Below are 18,025 nucleotides of genomic sequence, written 5' to 3'. Positions count from 1 at the left end.
GGAGCCCCAAGCCTTGACAGTTCCTGCCTTTACAAGATGTGGCGTGTGGTTTGCGAGCCTTGCGCTATGTACTCTGGCGGTAGGCGTGCTGGCTGGCATGCCGGTTGTGGCCCATGCCCAGTCCATAGCGCTGGATCTGGGCAAGGGTGGGGACCCGGGTACGACCAGTCGCATTATCCAGTTGACCGCCCTGCTGACGGTGCTTTCGCTTGCGCCCAGCCTGCTGGTTATGGTTACGGCGTTTACCCGTATTATTGTGGTGCTCTCGCTGCTGCGCGGGGCTATTGGCTCGCAGGGGACACCGCCCAACACGGTGCTGATCGGGCTTGCCCTGTTCCTCACCTTTTTTGTCATGCAGCCCACGTTCCAGCAGTCATGGGATCAGGGGATTGCCCCCATGATGGACGGACAGGTGGAGGAGATGGAAGGGCTGAAGGCGGCAGCAGAGCCTTTTCGCACGTTCATGCTCTCCCATGTCCGGTCGGCTGATCTGGCTACGTTTGAGCGTCTGGCCAACGTAACCCCCGCTGCAAACGTGGCAGATACGCCGTGGCGTGTGCTGATGCCCGCTTTTATGGTGGGTGAACTCAGCCGCGGGTTCGAGATGGGGTTCCTGCTGTACCTGCCGTTTCTGGTGATTGATATTGTCACATCCAGTGTGCTGATGAGCCTTGGGATGATGATGTTGCCACCTGCAACCATATCCCTGCCATTCAAGCTGATTTTCTTTGTGCTGGTTGACGGCTGGCAGATGGTGGCCGGGGGGCTTGTCCGCAGTTTTGGCGGCTGAGCAGGGGTGCTGCTCTGCCCCTGTGTTCCGGCACGGGTGGAGTCTGCCGGTTTTGTTTCCCCATAATAATAAATAGTCGCAAGTAGAGCGTTTGAGCCTTTAATATTGCAAGGTTTTTAGAAACCGCAATGCGGTTACAGGCTTGCTCATTGTCAAGAAAAAGCTATCATTTCTCGCAGGGCAGGCACCTGTTCCGTCCGGCTTTATGGCCGGAACGGGGGTGGTGGCCGCTATGGTATTGTTTTTAGGTATTTTATCTATCAGGAGCGCAAAGCCGATTGTCTGCGGATCATACGATCTTCTGTAAAGACATCTAGTCACGAACGCGGTATGAAGGCCCTTGCTTGTCTGGTCCGTGTGTCTGGATGAGAACAGATTATCTGCTTTTTATCTCAAGGGGCGTCCACTGGCGTTTCCTGGTTTTTGTAAATGTGCAAGGGGGCCATTAAGGCCACGGCTGGCTGGCGTTTTTTCCATGTGCGGGAAGAATGGTCAGGAGTTGCCGCGCAAGGTGCCCCAATAATATGAAGGAAGTTGCACTGATATGCTGCAATGGCTGAACAAGGACGCTCCGTTCCGCGAGAAGATTCGGGTTGTTATGCTGTGTCTGGAAGCATACTTCATGTTCCAGATCATTGTGGAGACAGTTGGCTTTTTCTGGCACGCGCCAGCGCATTACACGTATATCATCAACATGGCGGCTCTTGTTTTCGGGCAGCTGGTTGTTCTGCAGATCTGGCGGTGGTTCACAAGCCTGATCACCGAGCCGGTTGAAAAACTGGCCACGATGGGCGAAGAACTCGGCGACGGTGTCGCCCACAACAACATTCCCTTCCTCAAAAACAAAGACTGCGTTGGCCGCCTTGCCCGCATTATGGCGCGCTTCTCCCGTATGGTGGAAGAGCAGGCCACAGCCCGCCAGCGGCAGGAAAAAATGGCGTCCGAAATTCAGGGCGCCCTGACCGGCAGCCAGGAACGCGACAAGCACACCCATCTGGTTATCGAACGTCTGGGTCAGGCACTGGCCGACATGGCGCAAGGTGACCTGCGCGCACGCATTGAAGACCCGATTTTTGATGGCGAGTTCGCTCCCCTGCGTGATGCGTTCAACCATTCCGCTTCCCGCCTGAATGAAGCGCTGAGTGCCGTTGCCTCCAACTCGGACCTGATCTCCACCGGTGCGGCAGAAATTTCCACCGCGTCGGACGATCTTGCCAAACGGACAGAAAAGCAGGCCGCCAACCTTGGGCAGGCCGCCTCCTCCGTGCGGACCATTACCGAAGGTGTGCAGAGCAACGCCAAAGCCTGTGCCGATGCCAATGCCGAAAGCCAGCAAGCGCTGGAAAAGGTCAAGGCCGCAACAACGGTCATGACCGAAACCACCAAGGCCATGGACGGGATCAAAAGCTCCTCCGATGCGATTGGTGAAATTATTTCGGTCATAGACGGCATTGCCTTCCAGACCAACGTGCTGGCCCTCAACGCAGGCGTGGAAGCCGCCCGTGCGGGTGAAGCCGGGCGCGGGTTTGCCGTGGTTGCGCAGGAAGTGCGCTCGCTGGCCGAACAGTCCGCCACATCCGCCAGCGAGATCAAACGCCTGATCTCCGTTGCTGCCGAGCAGGTGGCCAAGGGTGTGGATCTGGTGCAGCAGACCGGGCGTTACCTGAGCGACTTTGCCGGCAGCACCCAGAACATTGCCATCCGTGTTGAGGAAATTTCCTCCTCCACACAGGATCAGGCCCAGCGCCTGTCCGAAGTAACCGCCTCCATTGGCGGCATGGATCAGGTGACCCAGCAGAACGCCGCCATGGTGGAAGAAACCACGGCAGCCAGCCACAACCTGACCGCCGAAACCCGGACACTGGCAGCAACCCTCAGCCGCTTTAAAATGGATACGTCCGGTGTGCGCGCAAGCCGCCCGTCCCGTCCGGCCCTTGCCGCACCGCGCTCTGCCGCCCCCCGGCCCAAACCCGCGAGCCCGGCCCGTGTGGCGGCTCCGGCGCCCCAGGCCCCGGCTGCCCCCGCGCTGTCCATGCCCACCACATCTTCCGATGCAGGCTGGGAAGAATTTTAATGGCCATTATTCCAGCATGTCAGGGGCCGCTCGGCCCCTGCCTGTGCGGCTGACAAGGGAGCGGACCGTTGGCTAGTGTGACCTTACCTGAACGTCTGGACACCTCTGCGGCGTTTGCCCTGAAGAGTGAGATCGAACAGGCTGTTAAAAATGCGGGAGGCGAGCAGGTTTCTCTGGATGCCTCTGGCGTGACGTACCTCGGAGGTCTGTGCTTGCAGGTTCTCCTCGCCAGCAGATGCCCCCTTGTGGCGCCTTCGGAGCCAGTCGTGGAGGCGTACGGCCTTTTTGGCGTAAGTGCGTATCTGACTGAGCCGCTGGCGCCATTGAAGGAGTAATGAGGACTATGGTGGAAAAAGTGGGCATTCGTGTCCTGACTGTTGATGACTCGCGCACCATGCAGGGTATGCTCCGCAAAGCCCTGGAAGGGGCGGGGTACGACGTTATTCAGGGTGGGGATGGCGTGGAAGGGCTGGAAGTCCTTCAGGCTGCTGACCCCACGCCCAATGCGATCATTACGGATATTAACATGCCCCGTATGGATGGCTTTGAGTTTATCGAGGCAGTCCGGGCGCTGGAGCAGTACAAACATCTGCCAATGATCGTTCTGACAACGGAAAGCGATCCCGAGAAAAAAGCCCGTGCCCGTGCCGTTGGCGCGACAGGGTGGATTGTCAAACCGTTCAGCACAGACAGCCTTGTGGCGGCTATCCGCCGGGTGACCGCCTGAAGGAGAGAGACCAGCATGAGTGGTGACATGGACGATATCCTTCTGGTTTTTTTCCAGGAGTGTGAAGAGCAGCTTCAGGAACTGGAGCGTGGTCTGTCGGCCCTTTCGGATGGTGAATCCGGGAAGGAGACAATCAACGCCGTTTTTCGTGCCGTGCATTCGGTCAAGGGTGGGGCCGCGTCGTTCGGTCTGGAAAACCTTGTCCGCTTTGCGCATGTGTTCGAAAGTTCCCTTGACGGCCTGCGCTCCGGCCGTGTTGCCCCAACGCCAGAGATCGTCAAAACCTTTCTCAAGGCCATGGACGTTCTGAGCGATCTGGTTGCCGAGGCCCAGGGTGGCGCCACGGTTGATACTGCCCGCATAGACGAAAGCCGCGCTGAACTTCAGGCCATTATTGGCGAAGGCAGCGGCACTGCAGGGCAGAAGGAAGAAGAAACCGTCCCGGCTGATTTTACGCCGGTTCCGGTGGATTTTGAGCCGGTCATGGCCGATTTTGACTTCGGCGATTTTGGCTTTGAGGAAGAAGCTCCGGCAGAAGCGGCATCGCTTGTCGTGACCTTCAGCCCCCATACCGCCATGTATGACCGTGGGGATGACGCGCGTAACCTGCTGATCGGTCTGGCCGATGTGGCCGTGGCCCACGGTGGGGCAAGCACGGTCACCTGCGAAACCGCAGCCCTGCCTGCGCTGGACGCTCTGGAAACCGAAAAATCCTACCTGTCATGGCGTGTGGTTCTGCCCGCCGCCGTGCCGGAGGAAAGCGTGCACACGGTCTTCGACTGGGTGAGCGATGTGTGTGATGTTACCATCACGCGCGACGGTGGCCCCGGCCCCAGCGGCGGGGAACAGCCCGCCGAGGAACAGGCCGCTCCGGCCGAGCCCGAACAGCCCGCCCCCGTGGCAGAAGCCCCCGCACCGGCCCCCGTGGCGGCCAGCCCTGCGCCTGCGCCCAGTACGGTTGCGGAAAAAATTATGGCGGAAATGCCGCCCGCGCCAACCCCCGCCGCTACGGCGCCTATTGCCGCTGGCAATGCTGCGGCCACACGCCGCCCGGTAGAACAGGCGACCATCCGCGTGGACCTGCACCGCGTGGACGACCTGATGGATCTTGTGGGCGAACTGGTGATTGCACAGGCCGCTCTGGAATCCATTGGCCAGCGTGAAGACGATGCCCAGCAGGAAATGATCAAGCGCATCGCCAGCATGAAGGCCCTGACGCGAGATATTCAGGACGCCGTTATGGCCGTGCGGGCCCAGCCTGTGCGCAGCGTGTTCCAGCGCATGCAGCGCGTTGTGCGCGAGGCCTGCTCCATGACCAGCAAGGACGTGGTGCTGACGCTGGAGGGTGAGGACACGGAAGTGGACCGCACTCTGGTTGAAAAACTGTCCGACCCGCTGACCCACATGCTGCGTAACGCCGTGGACCACGGGATTGAAAGTGCCGAGGCCCGGATTGCCGCTGGCAAATCCCCCACGGGGCAGATCCTGCTTTCCGCCGGGCACCGCTCTGGCCGTATTCTCATCACCATCAAGGATGACGGGGGCGGGATCAACCGCGAGCGCGTTCTGGCCACTGCGGTCAAGCGCGGTATTATTGCTCCCGATGCCGTGCTGACGGATGATGAGATCAATAACCTGATCTTTGCTCCAGGCTTTTCCACCGCCGCGACCGTGTCCGACCTTTCGGGCCGTGGGGTGGGGATGGACGTGGTCAAGCAGGCCATTCTGGGCCTTGGCGGGCGTGTGACAATCAGCAGCGTGGAAGGGCAGGGTACAACCTTCTGCCTGAGCCTGCCGCTTACACTGGCCGTGCTTGATGGCATGCTGATTGTAGCGGCCGGGTCCACCATGGTTGTTCCCGTGTCCTCCGTGGTGGAAACCATGATGGTCAACCACAAGGACATTTACATGCTGCCCGATGGCGCCAATGTGGTGTCTATCCGCGGGGCATGTATGCCGCTTATTCCGCTTGCCTCCGAGCTGGGGCTTGGCGGCGGCGGCACGGCCAGCCTGTCCGAGGAGGACGTGATCCTGGTTGTGGAAAACGAGTCCGGCGCACGCGCGGCCCTGATTGTGGAGGATATTCGCGATCAGGCACAGGTGGTGATCAAGAGCATCGAGAAGAACTACCGGCAGATGGCCGGTGTTTCCGCTGCCACCATTCTGGGCGATGGGAGCGTCTCCCTTATTCTGGATGTTCCCGCACTGGTTGCGAATGCTCTGGGGCGGATTGACACACGACCGTCGGATGTTCGCACAGGGCTTGCGGCATAAAACCCAACACCACATCAGCCGATCTGTATTTGAGTAGGAAAATGGATATGACGGACGAAGCCGGCGCGGACGCCAAACTTGTCAAGATGATCGTGTTTGCGGTGGGTGATCAGGAATATTGTATTCCTATCCTGAGCGTGCGCGAAATTCGTGGGTTTGAAAAAACAACAGCCCTGCCGTTTGCCCCGCATTATGTGTGCGGTGCAATCAACCTGCGCGGCATTATCCTGACCGTGATCGACCTTGCGGTGTACCTGAACGTGGAACCGCAGCCCGACAATCCGCGCCGCGTGGTGATTATTGTGGAATCCCGCAATGGCACCGTGTGTGGCCTGCTGGTGGACCGGGTGATCGACATGGCTGACGTTAATCTGGCCGATATTCAGGCCGTGGCGGAGGAAGATAGCAGCCTGAGCGGTCTGGTCATGATTGCGGACCGCATGATTGGCGTGCTCCGGCTGGAAGTTGTGGTCGGCCAGCTGGTAGGCGGGATGACGTCCTGATGGTTGACGCGCGTTCTACTGCCGAACCGGAGTATACGGACGCCGACTTCCAGATGGTGCGGCGGATCGCCAAGCAGGAAGCCGGGATTTTTATACCCGATTCCAAAAGTACGCTGGTGTATTCACGCGTTTCCCGCCGTGTGCGCGAAAGCGGGATGGAGAGCTTCCACGCTTACCTTAACTATGTGCAAAGCCCCTCTGGCCGGGCGGAAATGGAAAAGCTGGTCTGTGCGTTAACAACCAACGTCACCAGCTTTTTCCGCGAGCGGCCGCATTTTGTGCATATGGAGCAGAATGTCATGCCAGCACTTGCAGCCAAGCTGCGTAGTGGCGGGCGTGGGCGCATATGGTCTGCCGCATGTTCCACTGGCCCGGAGCCGTGGAGCATTGCCATGTCTGTTCTGTCGGCTTTTCCAGAGGCCGCATCGTATGACATGCGTATTCTGGCAACGGACATCAATTCCAACGTGGTGGCGCAGGCCGCTGCGGGAACCTACGTTGCCAGCGAGACGGATGGGATTTCCACGACCCAGAAAAACCAGTTCATGCAGGCCGATGACCGGGGAAACCTGACCTTTGTTGGCAATATCCGCTCGCTTCCGGTGTTCAAGGTGCTCAACCTGAATGCCGACTGGCCGATGCGGGGGCAGTTTTCGGTTATTTTCTGCCGGAACGTCGTGATTTATTTTGATGAACCCACGCGGGAGCGCCTGTGGGGCCGTCTGGCCGACAAGCTGGAAAGCGGTGGGTTCCTGTATGTTGGTCATTCCGAAAAAGTGGCCAATCCCCGCCAGTGCGGCCTGGAGCAGGTGGCTCCGACCATTTACCGGAAAGCAAGCTGATTAATGGCCCAGCCAGTAAAAGTTCTGATTGTTGATGATTCACGCACGATCCGCGCGCTGATCAAGCGTTCCTTTGCACAGAACCCTGATATTGAAGTCTGTGGTGAAGCGGCAAACCCGCTGGAAGCCCGCGACCTGATTATTAAAGACCAGCCGGACGTGATTACCCTGGACGTGGAAATGCCGGGGATGAATGGCCTGCAATTTCTGGAAAAAATCATGCGGATGCGCCCCATCCCCGTTGTCATGGTGTCCAGCCTGACAGCCAAGGGAGCGGATACGGCCATTACGGCGCTCCAGATGGGGGCGTTTGACTGCTACCCCAAACACAACGTGGCTCCGGGGGAAGATGCGTTTGCAGGCCTTGGGCGGCTGGTTGTGCTGGCGGCCCGCTCTCAGCCGGTTTCACGCATTCAGCGGCGCACACCTTCGGCCCCGGTCAGCCACGCGCAGACCACGTGGGGCAACTCGGTGGATCTTGTGGCCATTGGCTCATCCACCGGTGGGGTAGAAGCGCTGGAAGAAGTGCTTTCGGGGTTCCCGCAAAAGAGCCCGCCGGTTGTTATCTGCCAGCATATGCCCCCGCTGTTTACGGCCAGCTTTGCAAACCGGCTTAACCAGTCCATGCCCGCGCTCTCCATTGCCGAGGCGCAGGATGGAGAGGTGCTGCAACCCGGCATGGTCCGGATTGCCCCCGGCGGGGACCGGCACCTTGTGATTGATAACAGCGGCGGCAAATACATAACGCGGCTGATCAGCGGTGCACCCGTTAGCGGGCATTGCCCGTCGGTGGATGTGCTGTTCAAGTCTGTTGCCAAACATGCCGGGCGCAATGCGCTGGGGATCATCCTGACCGGTATGGGGCGGGATGGGGCCGAAGGGCTGCTGAACATGCGGCAGGCCGGGGCCTATACAATCGCGCAGGACAAAACGTCCGCAGTTGTTTATGGAATGCCACGGGTTGCGGCGGAAATTGGCGCGGCCTGTCAGGTTGTGCCATTGCGCCAGATCAGCTCTGCCGCCATGGCCATTCACGCGCGCTAACTTCAAAAAGGGCGGCACTTAACCGCCCTGTTTATCCGCTGCCGGTCTTTGATGGCTGGAATTGAGACTAGGAATAAGGGGGAGACAAATGCCTGCCGCTTCACAAATCAAGGCCCTGATCGTAGATGACCAGGCCTCTATCCGTCAGGTTCTGGCTAACAGCATGGCCGAAATCGGCTTTACCAACATTGCCCAGCGCAAGGATGGTAAGGAAGCTTTGGAATATCTGGACCAGAACCCCACGCATCTGGTGATTTCCGACTTTAACATGCCGGTTATGGATGGCCTGGCCCTGCTGCGCGCCGTGCGGAGCAACCCGAAAATCCAGAAAGTGGCGTTCATCATCCTGACCGGCGAGGCCAGCAAGGATCTGGTGCAGGAAGCGGTCAAGGCTGGTGTTAACAACTTCCTTGCCAAACCTTACACCGTAGCCAAGCTGCGTGAGGTTCTGGAAAAGGTGTTCGGGCCTATCAAGTGAACGACCACTCCGTAGTTAAAACGGTTATTCAGGGAGAAGTAGAAATTTCTGGCGATCCGTCAGTGGTTTTTGCAACACTGCTTGGCTCCTGTGTTTCGGTCTGCATGTTTGACCCGCTTGCACGTGTTGGTGGCATTAATCATTTTTTGCTGCCAGAGGGGGGAGCGAGTGAATCCGGCACCGCCATGCGGTTTGGCGTGAACTCCATGGAAATGCTGGTCAACGGTCTGCTCAAGGCCGGGGGGCAGCGTAGCCGGCTGGTGTGCAAGGTTTTTGGCGGTGCGGCCGTAGTGCCTAGTCTGGGCCGCATCGGGCAGGAAAATATTCGTTTTGTAACCCATTATCTGGTGGATGAAGGTATCCGCTGCGTGTCCCAGAGCTTGGGCGGCACATTGGCCCGGCGTATTCGGTTCTGGCCAACAACGGGCCGTGCACAGCAAAATCTGGTGCAGGACGTACAGGGTATTGGCAAGCAGGAAGTGGCCTACAGCCGGCGTGAGGCTGAAGCAGAGCGGAAATGGGCTAGAGAAGCCAGTTCCGAGGTCGAGCTGTTTTAAAAGCCGGGCCGGAGAGGATGAAGAACATGGATGTGGTGCCCCCTTTGCCCCATGGTGCAGCCGGGACCGAACGCAGTATGCGCGATGTGATGGACCATCTGGTAGAATTGCTGGATGAGACTTATCAGGATTTTACGGGTGTGCAGCGCGTGGTAGGCGAAAACATGGCCGCCGCCCCGCTGAGTGATGCGGATGTGCAGGCCCTGCAACGGCTGGATTCCGCCACACAAACGGTAGAAGCCGTCTCCACCGTGCTCAAAAATCTGGTGGCCTCTTACGGGCAGATCGAAACACAGCCGCTGGATGTTGGTGTTCTGAGCCAGGGCGTTAAGCTCTGCCATGTTATTCAGGTGCTCCGCCACGGTGTGCAGGCGGAAACGGACAGCCATTCGGGCGAAGTGGACCTGTTTTAACGCCCATACGGCCCGTGCTGGCGTAAGCCTTGCTTACGCCACGTAGCGGGTTGTGCGGTTTATGCCCCGGCTTGTGGGGTGTGTGCACGGCCAAGGAGCCGCGCACGGGCCAGCCCCCACCCAACCATTAAAAAGACCCACCCTGCCGTGCGTTCCGTAAACAGGGAACTGGTCGAAGCAAGCGGCCAGAACAGCATGCACACCGTAATAAAAAGCATGGCCTGCATAAGGTCCCGGCTTGCAAGGGTTGCCAGCAGCAGTTTTTTCAACCACAGCAGCACCACACATACAAACAGGAACAGCCCGGAAAGCCCCGCCGTGGTGGCGATTTCCAGATAGGTGTTGTGTGGATGAATGGTGCACCCCGCGCCTATGTCCTGCCCGGCAACCATGTGAGCAAATTGCGGGATACCGTATACATAGGTTGTCTCGCCGCAATGGGCCCGAAAACCGTTATACCCCAGCCCCAGCAACGGGTGCGCATGAACCATATTGAGCGCACGAATATAAAGCTGGCCGTAGGGGGACTGCGAAAAATGCCCGAGCTGCTCAAAAAAGCGCAGAACCAGCTTGTCGTAGGACGGAGGGGAGATAAACGGCAGAAGGGCCAGTGCCACAAAACCGGATAGTGTTGCCAGCAGCACCATGACCCGTGTGGTTTTAATGAGCATGGCGCACAGGAAAAATCCAAAAAACACCAGCAGTGCAGGCATTCTTTGCCCGATCATGACCATGGTCAGCAGCAAAAAGGACATAAGGGCAAGCCCTGCCAGCTTCTGGGCCAGTTCCTTTTTCTGCACCATGCGCATGGGGTAGATCATCAAGCCGGGAAACATGATGATGGCGAGCGGTGGCCCGGCCCGTGGCTTAAAAAACGGCCCTGTAAGAGCACCATCCTGCCAGCGCGGGTAGCCCCACGGGTTCACCCCGACCAGATACTGCTCCCAGCACAAGCAGATAATCCATACCCCGGCCAGTGTTACGCACAGGCCCAGTAATTGCTGTTTTTGCGTGCTGTCCAGCAGCCATTCTTCCAGTGCTTTGGCAAAAACAAAATAACGCAGGAGCGCTATGGCCTCCAGAACGGCATGTGTGGACCCGTTGATTGCGGAGGAGGCAACAATAACCCCCCACAGGCCCAGAGCGTAAGGGAACCACCCACGCAGGAGGCAGCGGTAATGTTTTTCAAAAATGCAGTATAGCAAAAAGCTTATTGCAATAAACAGGATACTCAGATCCGCTATGGCGCGGCCGCGTAATTGAAAAAAGGGAAGTAAAACGCAGAGCACCAGAGAGATTTTTTTTAAATAAAGATCACAGGACGTAAGGATTTTTTTTAAGGTCATGCCGGGGCTCTCCAATTGCGCCGGATATTAAAAGACTCTGTGCGCAAAAGCCATTCTTAAACCACCTGCATGGAGCGCCGGTGTATGGGGGAGCAGGTATGGTGGCCTGATGATGAAAGATTGTAAAAGAGGCTGGAACGATCAGGATTTTTCCAGGAAGGTTCCTCCGCCCATGCAGTTATTGTGCCTGCGTGCCTGCGTGCCTGCGTGCCTGCGTGCCTGCGTGCGGCGTAAGGGGGATGGGCTGCGGGTGTGCGGAAAAACCTGTTGTGGGTGGCTACGGTTTTGCCTGCAAAGTGGGTCGGAGTTGCACAGGCAGGGGAGACGGAGCGCGGGGAGGCCGCACAATATGCAGTGGCCTGTGCCCGGTGGTTCTGCCCCGTGGTCTGCCCTCCGGTGTTCAGGAGGGCAGGGTGAGTAGGCGGTTTGCCAGAATGGGCGCGTTAAGGGGCACCAGCCCCCCCACAATGCTGGAGGAGCAGCTGCCGTAGGTCAGGGTTAAGCCACAGGCGGCTGCGGCAATAATGCCTCCCACCCGGCCAGCCTGATCCATTTTGCTGGCAACCATGGTGGTGGCACCCTGCTGGGCAAAGGCGTAGCCAATATCGGCCGATTCCTCGGCATCCAGCCCGGCAGGCAATACCAGGCTGAGCGTTGCGCCAACACGTTCGACCATCTGCATCATTCTGCCCATGCTGACGGGGGAATAGACGCAAATGCCCGGAAGATCGACCAGAATAGGCTGCCCCGGTTCCTTGTGGAGCACGGCATCGGCCAGTATTTCGGGCGAGTTACCCTGAATGATGGGAATATTATACGGCTGGAGCAGGGCCGAGAGCTTGGCAAAGCTGCCCGCTGTATGGTCGCACGCAATAATCAGCGGCGGCGGGCGGTCCTTGTGCTCTTCGGCCAGAATGTAGCGTGCGGCCAGCTTGGCCAGCACCAGTGTTTTGCCCGACCCCGATGCCCCGCCAAAGGCAAGGGGGGTCTGTGTGGCATCGGGCAGGGTACCAAAGGAGAGCACATTGCTCAGCCCGTCGGCCAGTGTTTTGCCGGCAAGAGCCTGAATGAGTGGCTGCGGCACGGAATGCCAGCGCAGAATGTCCTCTACCGTCAGGTGGCTGACCGGCAGGGCCACGCCATTGGTCGCGGTTGTGCTGTCATCCGTGGCCTGTTCCGGCACGGCTGATTCCTCCCGCGTGTTTCCCTGACGGCGCTCCGCAACCTTCTGGCTTGCGGTGTCGGAGGGACTATCCTGCATATTCTACTCCCATGGTGCGGTCTTCTGGCGGACTGTCACGATATGGTCGCAACCGTCTTGATCCGGGCACGTGGGTATATCTCAGCTTGTGACAGAACGGAAATGGAAGGACGTACCCGTTCGACAATGGCGTGCATGGAATCTCTTACAGGGGAGGCGACAACAATAACCGGAATTTCGCCGTTTGTGGAAAGGGCGTTAAATGTATCGCGCAGTTTTCCCACAAAAACATTGAGCATGGAAGGCGGCATGGCCAGCTTACGGTCTTCTGCCGGGCCGGTAATATGCGCCATAAAATCCGATTCCCATTTGGGGGAAAGGGTTACAATGGGAATATACCCCCCCGGCCCGACCAGCGCGTTGCAGATCTGGCGGGACAGGCGCATGCGCACATGGTTGGCCAGCGGACCAATGCCGCGCAGGCCCATGCCGCAGGCTTCCTGAATGCTTTCCAGAATGGTGGGCAGGTCACGGATGGAAACACGCTCGGCCAGCAGGGCCTGCAACACGCGCTGCACGGTGCTGAGCGGCACCTGCGAGGGAATAAGGTCGTTGACCAGCTTCTGCTGTTCACGCGGCATGTCGTCCAGCAGGGCCTGTGTGGCCACATAGGTCAGCAGGTCTGGCAGGTTGCTGCGCACCATCTCGCTCAGATGGGTGACAATCACGCTGGCCGGGTCCACCACGGTGCAGTTCATGGCCATGGCTTTGGTCTTTTGCGCAGGGTCTATCCACACTGCGGGCAGGCCAAAGGCGGGTTCGGTTGTTTTTTCGCCCGCCACGGGGGGCGCGCCACCAGATGGGGTCATGGCCAGCAGCTTGTGGGGCCGGACCTCGCCCGAGGCGATCTCGATCTCCTTGAGCTTGATGACGTATTTTTCCGATGGCAGGTGGATGTTGTCCTGAATGCGCACAGGCGGGGTGACAAAGCCCATTTCGGTCGCAACCGAGCGGCGCAGCGCCTTGATCTGCTCGGCAAGCTGGGGGGTGTCGCCCCCTGTCAGGGGCAGCAGGCCAAAGCCCAGCTCAAGGCGGAGCAGGTCGAGCTTGAGAATGTCGGAAATGGGGGTGGCGGCAGCCTGTGGGGCAATTTCGGTTACGTCCCCATCGCTGTCGGCGGCGGGGGCGCGGCTGCGCAGCCAGGCACCCGTGCCAGCCGCCACCGCAATGGCCAGAAAGGGGAAGGCGGGCAGGCCGGGCATAAGGGCAAACAGGGCAGACAGCGCGGCCGCCACACCAAGCGGCTTGGCGTTGCCACTGAGCTGGCGGGCCAGAATAACGTCCGCCGTGCCATCCGTGCCGCCTTTGGTCACCACAATACCGGCGGCGGTGGAGACCAGCAGCGCCGGAATCTGGGAGACAAGGCCGTCACCCACGGTCAGCATGGTAAAGGTGCTTGCGGCTTCGCTCAGCGGCATGCCGTGGCGGAGCACGCCAATGGTCAGCCCCCCCACAATGTTGATGGCGGTGATGATGATGCTGGCAATGGCATCCCCGCGCACAAACTTGGCGGCACCATCCATGGAGCCGTAAAACGCGCTTTCTTCCTCCAGCTCCTTGCGCTTGGCACGGGCGGAGCGCTCGTTGATTGCGCCGGAGGCCAGATCCGCGTCAATGGCCATCTGCTTGCCGGGAATGGAGTCGAGGAAGAAGCGGGCCGCCACTTCCGCAATACGCCCGGACCCTTTGGTAATGACCATGAAGTTCACGACCAGCAGGATACAGAAGATGATTCCCCCGATCACCACATCCCCGCCCATAAGGAACCCGCCAAAGGCCGCCACAACATGGCCTGCGGCATAGGGGCCTTCGCTGCCATGGCTGAGGATCAGGCGCGTGGTCGCAATTTCCAGCGAGAGGCGCAAAAGGGTGGTGAGCAGCAAAAGGGTAGGGAAGGAGGTAAAATCCAGCGGGCGTTCAAGGAACAGCGCCACCATCAGCACCAGCACCGAGGAGGTGATGGAGATGGACAACCCCATATCCAGAATAAAGGTGGGCAGCGGCAGGATAAGGATGGACAGCAAAAGCACCACGCCCAGTGCCAGCCCGATATCGGTCCCCGGAACGGCGGCACGCCAGGGCAGGGCTTTCCACCCGCCATTGCGCAGGGTGCCTGCCGCATGGGTCAGCAGGCGCGAGCCCGATGCAAACCTCAGGCGCGCGGCTGCGGTCTTGTCCGCCAGTTTACCTGCGGCGGCTTTTTTGACCGAGTTGCCATCGGCAGTATCCAAGAACCACGTTTCCTTTTGTGTTTCGGGCAGCACGGCCTGCGGCGGGGTGTGTAACGGTCCATCCTGCTGCGCACCTGAACCGGACAGCGCCCTGCAAAGCCATGCCTGTGCCCTGCCATTACAGTTATCATCAAGTGTAATTCAAGGCCAGAAAATGGTTCTGCCCGTACGGCCCCTTCCACCATGGGTATTGCGGCGGGTTGGGTATGGTTAAGTCGGGGCGGTATGGTAAGATCACCGACCATGACCACAGGATGCAGATAAGGCGACATGAAAGCGACTTGGGAACCTGAAAAAGCCAATATGCAAAAGCTGGTGGCCCGCAAAGACGCCGTTTTGCAAAATCCCACGCCCATGAGTGTCGGCCAGCTCTGCGAGGAGCTGTGCCGGGCCGAACTGGCGGGGGAGGCGGTTAAACTGTCGCTGGAAATGGTGCGGCGTGAGCCCGATAACGTGGCTTATCTGCTGGTTGCCGCCTTTGTGCTGAGCACCCATGTTTTCCGTTACGATATTGCCGTGGCGCTGCTGCGCAAGGCCATGCTGCTTGAGCCTGATAACCCCGCCATCAAGATCATGCTCGCGCAGGCGCTTATTGTGAACGGGGACCTCGCGGGTGGCACGGCGCTGTTTTCGGACATCATCAAGCTCTATCCCAGCCAGCGCGTGGCAGCCACGGTGCAGATTGCGCAGGTTTTCCTGCGCATGGGCTACCCGATGGAAGCGTTGAACATCCTTTTGTTTGCCGTGCAGCAGGAGCCGGGGCAACCCGCACTGTATAATGCCGTGGGGTGTGCGCTGGGCTGCCTCAACCGCGCGGGGGAAGCCCTGCCATGGTACGAGCAGGCCCTGCGTCTGGCCCCGCATGATGAGGGCATCCAGCTTGGTGCGGCCATTGCCACGCTCAAGGCAGGCCATTACGCCAAGGGGTGGGAGCTGTTTGCCCAGCGCGCTCATAAGCTGACATCGGTTACAAAATGGTTTGCCCAGTTCCCCCGCCTGCAACCCGATAACGATGTGGCGGGCAAAACGGTTGTGCTGTTTCAGGAACAGGGGCTGGGTGATACGCTCCAGTTCATCCGCTTTGCCCCGGCTCTGGTCGCGCGCGGCGCGCGGGTGACTGTGGCTGTGGGGAGCGCCCTTGTGCGGCTGATCAGCCAGTCCTACCCGGACCTGATCGTGCGTGACGCGGTGCAGTTCGGGCTGGATGAGCGGTATGATTACGCCTTGCCCATCCCTAACCTGCCCTATGTTACCCGGATGCAGAGCACGGCGGATATTCCCGATACAATGCCCTACCTGCGCGCGGACCCGCAGGACGTGGCGCGCTTTGCCGCCCTGCTGCCAGCCGCCGGGCCGCGTATTGGTCTGGTCTGGTCGGGGGACAGGCGGACATCCGCGCAGGATGTCATGGCCAACCAGCTCCGCTCCAGCACGCTGCCCGTTATGGCAGGCGCCCTGACCCCGGTGAATGCAACGCTGGTCAGCCTCCAGCTTGGCAGCCCGCGGGAGGATATGGCGGAATGGCATGGCCAGCCAGTCTGTGACCTGATGGACAGCGTAACGGACATGGCCGATACCGCCGCGATCATAGCCAGTCTGGACCTTGTAATTTCGGTTGATACGTCTGTCCTGCATCTGGCGGGCGCACTGGGCAAGCCGGTGTGGCTGCTCAGCCGGTGGGATGCCTGCTGGCGGTGGCTGGATAGTGGGGAAACCACGGCATGGTACCCCACCATGCGTATTTTCCGCCCGCAGGAGCGCTCCTTTGCTCCCGTACTGCGCCAGATGGGTGAGGCCCTGCAAACATGGGTGGCCACATGGCACGCCACCCACCCCACGCCCTAGACGCACTGGCGACACCCGTGGAGAAAACAAAGGACCAGCCAATGGAACAGCCAGCACAAGCCCCCGCCATAAGGTTGCCCAAAGGCATGACCGTGGAAGGGCTGTGGGAGGCCAGACAAGCCCTGTTGCAGAACCCCACCCCCGAAGGGCTGAAAAGTCTGGCAACGCTGATCTTTGATGTGCAGCAGTATGTTGCGGGCGAACGCCTTGTGCTGGACGTTATTGCCGCGCATCAGGACAACCTGCCCCTGCTGCTGGCCGCAGCCGATGTGCTGGCCACCTACACCATGCGCTACGATATTATTGTGGCCATTCTGGGCAAGGTGCTGATTGCCCTGCCCCATATGGCCCAGCTCAAGGTCTTTTTAGCCACGGCGCTGGTCACCAAAGGGGATGTTGCCGCTGGCCTGCGCATTTTTGCCGAGATCATGCAGCAGCACCCAGAACTGCATCAGGATGCGTGCGAGCATCTGGTGGTGGCCCTGCTGGATGCGGGCTACGCGCAGGAAGGGTTTATGGTGCTGGACGCGTGGTTCAGGGATAAAAAACCGGTCACGACCGCGCTGCTCAACAATATGGGCTGTGTGCTGCAACGCCTGAACCGGTCGGAAGAAGCGCTGGGCTGGTACAGAAAAGCGCTGGAAGCCGACCCCCATAATGCCAGCACGGGCATGGGGTATGCGGTGGCCCTGTTTAAAACCGGGCATTTTAAAGAAGGCGCACCCTATTACTTTGCCCGCGCCGGGCTGGTGCAGGATACGGTCAGTTGGTACCTGTCCCTGCCACGCCTGCAAAAAGGGGAACCCCTGCAGGGCAGAAACCTGATTTTCTATCAGGAGCAGGGGCTGGGCGATACGCTCCAGTTCATCCGTTACCTGCCCATGGTTGTGGCGCAGGGGGCGCGGGTTACGCTGGTGGTGCCCACAACACTTACCCGCCTGCTCAGCCTTGCCTTCCCGCAGGTCCGGGTAGTGACGGAGCAGGCTTTTGCTCCGCAGGGTGGGTATGATGCCATTCTGCCCATTCCCGACCTGCCCTTTGTCATGGGGCTGGAAACACTGGCCGATATTCCCGCGCAGGTGCCTTATCTGGGCACTGTGCCGGTCGATTGTGCGCGTCTGGCGGAACTGCTGCCTGCGCGGCGGCCCCGTATTGGCCTTGTGTGGTCCGGAGGGCGGCGGACAAAAGCCATGGATGTGCTAACCGACCAGCGCCGCTCCACAACAGCGGGGCAGATGCTGGCCGCCATTACCCCGGTGGACGCCACACTGGTCAACCTCCAGCTTGGCCCCCGCCGGGAAGACCTTGCTACCTGGCACGGCCAGCCGGTGTGCGACATTATGGACCATGCGCACGACATGGCCGACACCGCCGCCCTTATTGAAAATCTGGACCTTGTGATTTCGGTCGATACATCGGTCGTGCATCTGGCGGGCGCACTGGGCAAACCGGTGTGGCTGCTCAGCCGGTGGGATGGATGCTGGCGGTGGGGAGATACGGGGGAAACCTCCCCCTGGTACCCCACCATGCGTATTTTTCGCGCGCAGGAGCGCACGCTTGGCCCGGTGCTGGAGCAGATGGGGGCGGCCCTGCGCACATGGGCTGCAACATGGCAGCCGGGCAAGGGCGCGCTGGACTAG

General features: G+C 59.7%; 16 protein-coding genes. 13 read left to right on the top strand and 3 right to left on the bottom strand.

What is annotated here, in order from left to right; all coding sequences use genetic code 11:
* The first annotated feature begins 97 nt into the window (after nucleotides 1-97).
* The 11 genes from fliP to LKE65_RS02195 all read left to right on the top strand — a co-directional run bounded on the left by fliP (nucleotide 98) and on the right by LKE65_RS02195 (nucleotide 9,702).
* Nucleotides 98-790, top strand: coding sequence for a flagellar type III secretion system pore protein FliP (gene fliP / locus LKE65_RS02245; RefSeq protein ID WP_086646176.1), 693 nt, complete (start codon nucleotides 98-100; stop codon nucleotides 788-790).
* Between the two features lie 544 nt (nucleotides 791-1,334).
* The gene (locus LKE65_RS02240) at nucleotides 1,335-2,864 is read left to right on the top strand and encodes a methyl-accepting chemotaxis protein (protein ID WP_086646085.1); all 1,530 of its coding nucleotides are present in this window, start codon (nucleotides 1,335-1,337) and stop codon (nucleotides 2,862-2,864) included.
* A 77-nt stretch (nucleotides 2,865-2,941) separates the two neighbouring features.
* The gene (locus tag LKE65_RS02235) at nucleotides 2,942-3,199 is read left to right on the top strand and encodes an STAS domain-containing protein (protein ID WP_233129091.1); all 258 of its coding nucleotides are present in this window, start codon (nucleotides 2,942-2,944) and stop codon (nucleotides 3,197-3,199) included.
* Nucleotides 3,200-3,207: 8 nt separating this feature from the next.
* Complete coding sequence (locus LKE65_RS02230; RefSeq protein ID WP_086646083.1) at nucleotides 3,208-3,591, top strand: response regulator; 384 nt, start codon at nucleotides 3,208-3,210, stop codon at nucleotides 3,589-3,591.
* Nucleotides 3,592-3,606: 15 nt separating this feature from the next.
* Nucleotides 3,607-5,865 carry a chemotaxis protein CheA gene (locus LKE65_RS02225; protein WP_278740297.1) on the top strand — a complete coding sequence of 753 codons (2,259 nt, stop codon included), beginning with the start codon at nucleotides 3,607-3,609 and terminating at the stop codon, nucleotides 5,863-5,865.
* A gap of 47 nt (nucleotides 5,866-5,912) precedes the next feature.
* Nucleotides 5,913-6,368: a chemotaxis protein CheW gene (locus LKE65_RS02220; protein WP_086646175.1), complete on the top strand. Its 456-nt coding sequence runs from the start codon at nucleotides 5,913-5,915 to the stop codon at nucleotides 6,366-6,368.
* Nucleotides 6,368-7,210: a CheR family methyltransferase gene (locus LKE65_RS02215; protein WP_086646081.1), complete on the top strand. Its 843-nt coding sequence runs from the start codon at nucleotides 6,368-6,370 to the stop codon at nucleotides 7,208-7,210. The genes LKE65_RS02220 and LKE65_RS02215 overlap by 1 nt, the downstream gene beginning before the upstream one ends.
* A 3-nt stretch (nucleotides 7,211-7,213) precedes the next feature.
* Nucleotides 7,214-8,254 carry a protein-glutamate methylesterase/protein-glutamine glutaminase gene (locus tag LKE65_RS02210; RefSeq protein ID WP_086646080.1) on the top strand — a complete coding sequence of 347 codons (1,041 nt, stop codon included), beginning with the start codon at nucleotides 7,214-7,216 and terminating at the stop codon, nucleotides 8,252-8,254.
* A gap of 88 nt (nucleotides 8,255-8,342) precedes the next feature.
* Entirely contained in the window at nucleotides 8,343-8,732 is a 390-nt protein-coding gene (locus LKE65_RS02205) for a response regulator (protein WP_025828767.1), read from the top strand.
* Entirely contained in the window at nucleotides 8,729-9,289 is a 561-nt protein-coding gene (locus LKE65_RS02200) for a chemotaxis protein CheD (RefSeq protein ID WP_233129090.1), read from the top strand. Before LKE65_RS02205 ends, LKE65_RS02200 begins: the two co-directional genes overlap by 4 nt.
* Before the next feature lie 26 nt (nucleotides 9,290-9,315).
* A complete protein-coding gene (locus LKE65_RS02195; protein ID WP_278740294.1) occupies nucleotides 9,316-9,702 on the top strand; it encodes a hypothetical protein in 387 nt (128 codons plus the stop codon).
* A gap of 59 nt (nucleotides 9,703-9,761) precedes the next feature.
* Here the strand turns inward: LKE65_RS02195 and LKE65_RS02190 are convergent, their stop codons facing one another.
* From LKE65_RS02190 to flhA, 3 genes are all read right to left on the bottom strand, one after another.
* A complete protein-coding gene (locus LKE65_RS02190; RefSeq protein ID WP_278740293.1) occupies nucleotides 9,762-10,991 on the bottom strand; it encodes an O-antigen ligase family protein in 1,230 nt (409 codons plus the stop codon).
* Nucleotides 10,992-11,448: 457 nt separating this feature from the next.
* Nucleotides 11,449-12,309 carry a hypothetical protein gene (locus tag LKE65_RS02185; protein WP_086646077.1) on the bottom strand — a complete coding sequence of 287 codons (861 nt, stop codon included), beginning with the start codon at nucleotides 12,307-12,309 and terminating at the stop codon, nucleotides 11,449-11,451.
* 35 nt (nucleotides 12,310-12,344) lie between these two features.
* Complete coding sequence (gene flhA / locus LKE65_RS02180) at nucleotides 12,345-14,540, bottom strand: flagellar biosynthesis protein FlhA (protein WP_086646173.1); 2,196 nt, start codon at nucleotides 14,538-14,540, stop codon at nucleotides 12,345-12,347.
* Between the two features lie 270 nt (nucleotides 14,541-14,810).
* Between flhA and LKE65_RS02175 the strand changes: the two genes are divergently transcribed.
* Together LKE65_RS02175 and LKE65_RS02170 are read left to right on the top strand one after the other, a co-directional pair.
* On the top strand, nucleotides 14,811-16,385 hold the full coding sequence (locus LKE65_RS02175) for a tetratricopeptide repeat protein (RefSeq protein WP_143296456.1): 1,575 nt from the start codon (nucleotides 14,811-14,813) through the stop codon (nucleotides 16,383-16,385).
* A gap of 41 nt (nucleotides 16,386-16,426) precedes the next feature.
* The gene (locus tag LKE65_RS02170) at nucleotides 16,427-18,025 is read left to right on the top strand and encodes a tetratricopeptide repeat-containing glycosyltransferase family protein (protein ID WP_278740290.1); all 1,599 of its coding nucleotides are present in this window, start codon (nucleotides 16,427-16,429) and stop codon (nucleotides 18,023-18,025) included.

The organism is Acetobacter fabarum, assembly GCF_022483405.1.
GTDB classification, from domain to species: Bacteria; Pseudomonadota; Alphaproteobacteria; order Acetobacterales; family Acetobacteraceae; genus Acetobacter; species Acetobacter fabarum.
This window is presented reverse-complemented; position numbering and strand designations above follow the sequence as displayed.